4 protein-coding genes are annotated in these 4,141 nt (G+C 72.1%); 2 read left to right on the top strand and 2 right to left on the bottom strand.

All coding sequences use genetic code 11. The annotated features are described in order from the left end of the window. Nucleotides 1-184: 184 nt before the first annotated feature. Both ACYVE9_RS17810 and ACYVE9_RS17805 read right to left on the bottom strand, forming a co-directional pair. On the bottom strand, nt 185-997 hold the full coding sequence (locus tag ACYVE9_RS17810) for a purine-nucleoside phosphorylase (RefSeq protein ID WP_461028865.1): 813 nt from the start codon (nt 995-997) through the stop codon (nt 185-187). Nucleotides 998-1,166: 169 nt separating this feature from the next. Then, entirely contained in the window at nt 1,167-1,604 is a 438-nt protein-coding gene (locus tag ACYVE9_RS17805) for a gamma-glutamylcyclotransferase (RefSeq protein ID WP_283990148.1), read from the bottom strand. A 97-nt stretch (nt 1,605-1,701) separates the two neighbouring features. On the opposite strand from ACYVE9_RS17805, the gene ACYVE9_RS17800 reads away from it, so the two are divergent. Continuing rightward, complete coding sequence (locus ACYVE9_RS17800; RefSeq protein WP_461028867.1) at nt 1,702-3,132, top strand: NAD(P)H-quinone dehydrogenase; 1,431 nt, start codon at nt 1,702-1,704, stop codon at nt 3,130-3,132. A gap of 189 nt (nt 3,133-3,321) precedes the next feature. Further along, nucleotides 3,322-4,141 (top strand): DeoR/GlpR family DNA-binding transcription regulator (locus tag ACYVE9_RS17795; RefSeq protein ID WP_461028866.1); only part of this gene is annotated, 820 nt, incomplete at its 3' end.

Below are 4,141 nucleotides of genomic sequence, written 5' to 3'. Positions count from 1 at the left end.
GGGGCGGCTTCCGCGGCGGTGGTGGACGCGGCGCTGGTGGACGCGGTGTCGGGGCCGGTCGGGTCGTCCTGCTGGGTCACGGTCCTTGCCTCTCGCGAGTGGTGGGGCCCCTCGCCGGCGGCGCGGGGTGCGCCCGCCCGCCGCGGCTGATGCGGTGATCCTGCCGGGCCGGGCGGCAGCCTGGTCAGAGCCGGCCGAGTACCTGGGCCAGCAGGGCGCCCATGCGTGCGGCGGAGTCCCGACCTGCCTGGAGCACCTCCTCGTGGTTCAGCGGTTCGCCCGTCATGCCGGCCGCCAGGTTGGTGACCAGCGAGATGCCGAGCACCTCCGCGCCCGCCTCACGGGCGGCGATCGCCTCCAGCACCGTGGACATGCCGACCAGTTCACCGCCGATGGCGCGGGTCATGTTGATCTCGGCCGGTGTCTCGTAGTGCGGGCCGGGGAACTGTACGTAGACGCCCTCCTCCAGGGAGGGGTCGATCTCCTGGCAGACGGCGCGCAGCCGGGACGAGTACAGGTCGGTGAGATCTACGAAGTTGGCGTCGGCGATCGGTGAGGTCGCCGTCATGTTGATGTGATCGCTGATCAGCACCGGCTGGCCGGGCCGCATGCCGTCCCGCAGCCCGCCGCAGCCGTTGGTGAGCACGATCGTCTTGCAGCCCGCCGCGACGGCGGTACGTACCCCGTGGGCGACGGCGGCGACGCCGCGGCCCTCGTAGTAGTGGGTGCGGCCGAGGAAGACGAGGGCCCGCCGGTCGCCGATGCGGTACGAGCGGATCCTGCCGGCATGGCCGGCCACCGCGGGCGGCGGGAAGCCGGGCAGTTCGGTGACGGGGAACTCGTGCTCGGGACGGCCGAGAGCCTCGGCGGCGGGTACCCAGCCGGATCCCATCACCAGGGCGACGTCGTGGCTCTCCGCCCCCGTCAGCTCGCGCAGGCGGGCGGCAGCCGTCTCGGCGGCTCCGTGAGGGTCGGTGGTGATATCGGATGCGTTCACGCGACGAGGGTAACCGCTTCTCGCCTACGCGCGTAGAAAGGTGGCCCGAGTACGGCGGAAACCACAAACGGAAAGCCCGTCGCCCGGTGTTTTCCTCCGCACCCGTCCGACCGTTCCCGGCGGGGACGGTCGCGGCTGGCCGCGCGGGGGCGGACCCCGCCGGCAGGGCTCAGCAGGGGCGCTTGCGCAGCTCCATGACGTAGTCGTGCGGCGCGCCGCACGACTCGGCGGCGTCGGCGATCTCGCCGAGGTAGCGGGCCGAGGGCAGACCGCCCTCGTAGCCGTTCAGCACGTACGTCCAGGCCGGCTCGTCGCCGTCGAGGGTGTGCACCTTGATCCGCATGCGGCGGTAGATGTCGAGGCCGACGCCCTCCCAGCGGTCCATCGAGTCCTCGTCCATCGGCGCGATGTCGTACAGCGCGACGAAGACCTGCGACCGGGGGGCCTCGACCATCGTCACCAGCGCGCCCTCCCAGCCCATGTGCTCGCCGCCGAAGGTCAGGCGCCAGCCCGAGATCCACCCGGTGCCGCGCAGCGGGGAGTGCGGAGCGCGGCGGGACATCAGCCGGGCGTCGAGGTTTCCGGCGTATGCGGCGTAGAGCGACATGCGTATGAGGGTACGGGAGGGGCGCACGGGACGGTGGCACACGGCTGCCGCCGCGCCCGGGGGGTCGGACGGGTGTGCGCGCACGGCGTGCGCGACACTGGAGTACGTGACTCGGATCGTGATTATCGGTGGCGGACCTGGCGGCTACGAGGCGGCACTGGTGGCCGCGCAACTGGGCGGTGAGGTGACCGTCGTGGACCGCGACGGCCTGGGCGGTGCCTCGGTGCTCACCGACTGCGTGCCGTCGAAGACGCTGATCGCCACCGCGGAGGTGATGACCAGCTTCGACGGCTCCTACCAGGAGTTGGGCATCACGGTGGGCGACAGCGCCGCGGAGCGGGCCATCGGGGTCGACCTGGGCAAGGTCAACCGCCGGGTCAAGCGGCTGGCGCTCGCCCAGTCCCACGACATCACCGCCTCCGTCACCCGGGCGGGCGCACGGGTGATGCGCGGTCACGGACGCCTGGAGCCGGAGCAGGGCCCGGACGGTTCCCGCCGCGTCGTGGTGCGGGCGGTCGACGGCAGCGAGGAGACGCTCGTCGCCGACGCGGTGCTGCTCGCGACCGGCGGCCACCCGCGGGAGATCCCCGACGCCCGCCCCGACGGGGAGCGCATCCTGAACTGGACCCAGGTCTACGACCTGGAGGAGCTGCCCGAGGAACTGGTCGTGGTCGGCTCCGGCGTCACCGGCGCCGAGTTCGCCGGCGCCTACCAGGCGCTGGGCTCCCGGGTCACCCTGGTGTCGTCCCGCGACCGGGTGCTGCCGGGTGAGGACCCGGACGCGGCGGCCGTGCTGGAGGACGTCTTCCGGCGCCGCGGCATGAACGTCATGGCCCGCTCCCGCGCCCAGTCGGTGAAACGGCTGGACGACCGGGTGGAGGTCACGCTCTCCGACGGCCGCGTCTTCACCGGCTCGCACTGCCTGATGGCGGTCGGCGCGGTGCCGAACACCGCGGGCATCGGCCTGGAGGAGGCCGGCGTCAAGCTGACCGAGTCCGGGCACATCTGGACGGACAAGGTGTCCCGGACGTCCGCGCCCTCGGTGTACGCGGCGGGCGACTGCACGGGCGTCTTCGCGCTGGCCTCGGTCGCCGCGATGCAGGGCCGGGTCGCGATGTACCACTTCCTCGGGGAGACGGTCGCCCCGCTGGACCTGACGACGGTCTCGGCGAACATCTTCACCGACCCGGAGATCGCCACCGTCGGGTACTCGCAGGCCGACATCGACGAGGGCCGGATCGACGCCCGGGCCGTCAAACTGCCGCTGCTGCGCAACCCGCGTGCCAAGATGCAGGGCATCAGGGACGGGTTCGTCAAGCTGTTCTGCCGCCCCGGCACCGGCATCGTGGTGGGCGGTGTGGTCGTCTCGCCGCACGCCAGCGAGCTGATCCACCCGATCTCGATCGCCGTCGACAACAACCTGACGGTCGAGCAGATCGCCAACGCCTACACCGTGTACCCGTCGCTCTCCGGCTCGATCGCCGAGGTGGCACGCCAGTTGCACACCCGCAAGACCGCGGCGGGCTGACCGGAACCGCCAGGCGGGCGGGCGCGGGGGCGCGCGGGCGGGGGTGCGCGTTGACGCGCGCATATACCACGTGCCCAGACCGCCAGGGAACAATTTCGGTTAATCACCGCATAGTGCTGAAAGCAGACGGCCGTTGGCGTTACTGTCAGTTTTGTGTTCGCTGCAGAACGTCGCCAACTGATCCTAGAAATGGTGCGCGCCAACGGAGCCGTGTCGCTCCGTGAGCTCGCCCGCGTCGTCCAGACCTCCGAAGTGACCGTACGGCGTGACGTGCGTGCGCTGGAGGCAGAAGGACTGCTCGACCGTCGGCACGGGGGTGCCGTGCTGCCGGGTGGTTTCACCCGGGAGACCGGGTTCCCGCCGAAGTCGCACCTCGCCACCGCGGAGAAGACGGCGATCGCCGACCTCGCCGCCGGTCTGGTCGAGGAGGGTGAGGCCGTCGTGGTGGGCGCCGGCACCACCACGCAGGAACTGGCACGCCGCCTCGCCCGCATCCCCGGCCTCACCGTCGTCACCAACTCGCTGCTGGTGGCGCAGGCCCTCGCGCACGCCAACCGGGTCGAGGTCGTCATGACCGGCGGCACGCTGCGGGGCTCCAACTACGCGCTGGTGGGCAGCGGAGCGGAGCAGTCCCTGCAAGGGCTGCGGGTCACCCGCGCCTTCCTGTCGGGCAGCGGGCTAACCGCGGAACGCGGCCTGTCCACGTCCAACATGCTCTCGGCCAGCGTGGACCGCGCCCTGGTGCAGGCCGCCGCCGAGGTGGTGGTGCTCGCCGACCACACCAAGCTCGGCACCGACACCATGTTCCAGACGGTGCCCACCGAACTCATCACCCGACTGGTCACGGACGAACCGCCGTTGCAGGACGACCGGGCCGCCTCCGAACTCCAGGCGCTCGCCGACCAGGGCGTGCAGATCGCCGTCGCCGGTGCCGGGCCGGCTGCCGGCAGCGTGCCGAGGCGGGAGGTGCCGCTGCCCGTCCAGCGCCGCAACCACAGTGCGGGCGGGG

The organism is Streptomyces sparsus, from assembly GCF_054776295.1.
This window is presented reverse-complemented; position numbering and strand designations above follow the sequence as displayed.

Excerpts from the sequence above, each read along its gene's own strand:
- ACYVE9_RS17805 (WP_283990148.1), bottom strand. The coding sequence starts at position 1,604 with ATGTCGCTCTACGCCGCATACGCCGGAAACCTCGACGCCCGGCTGATG.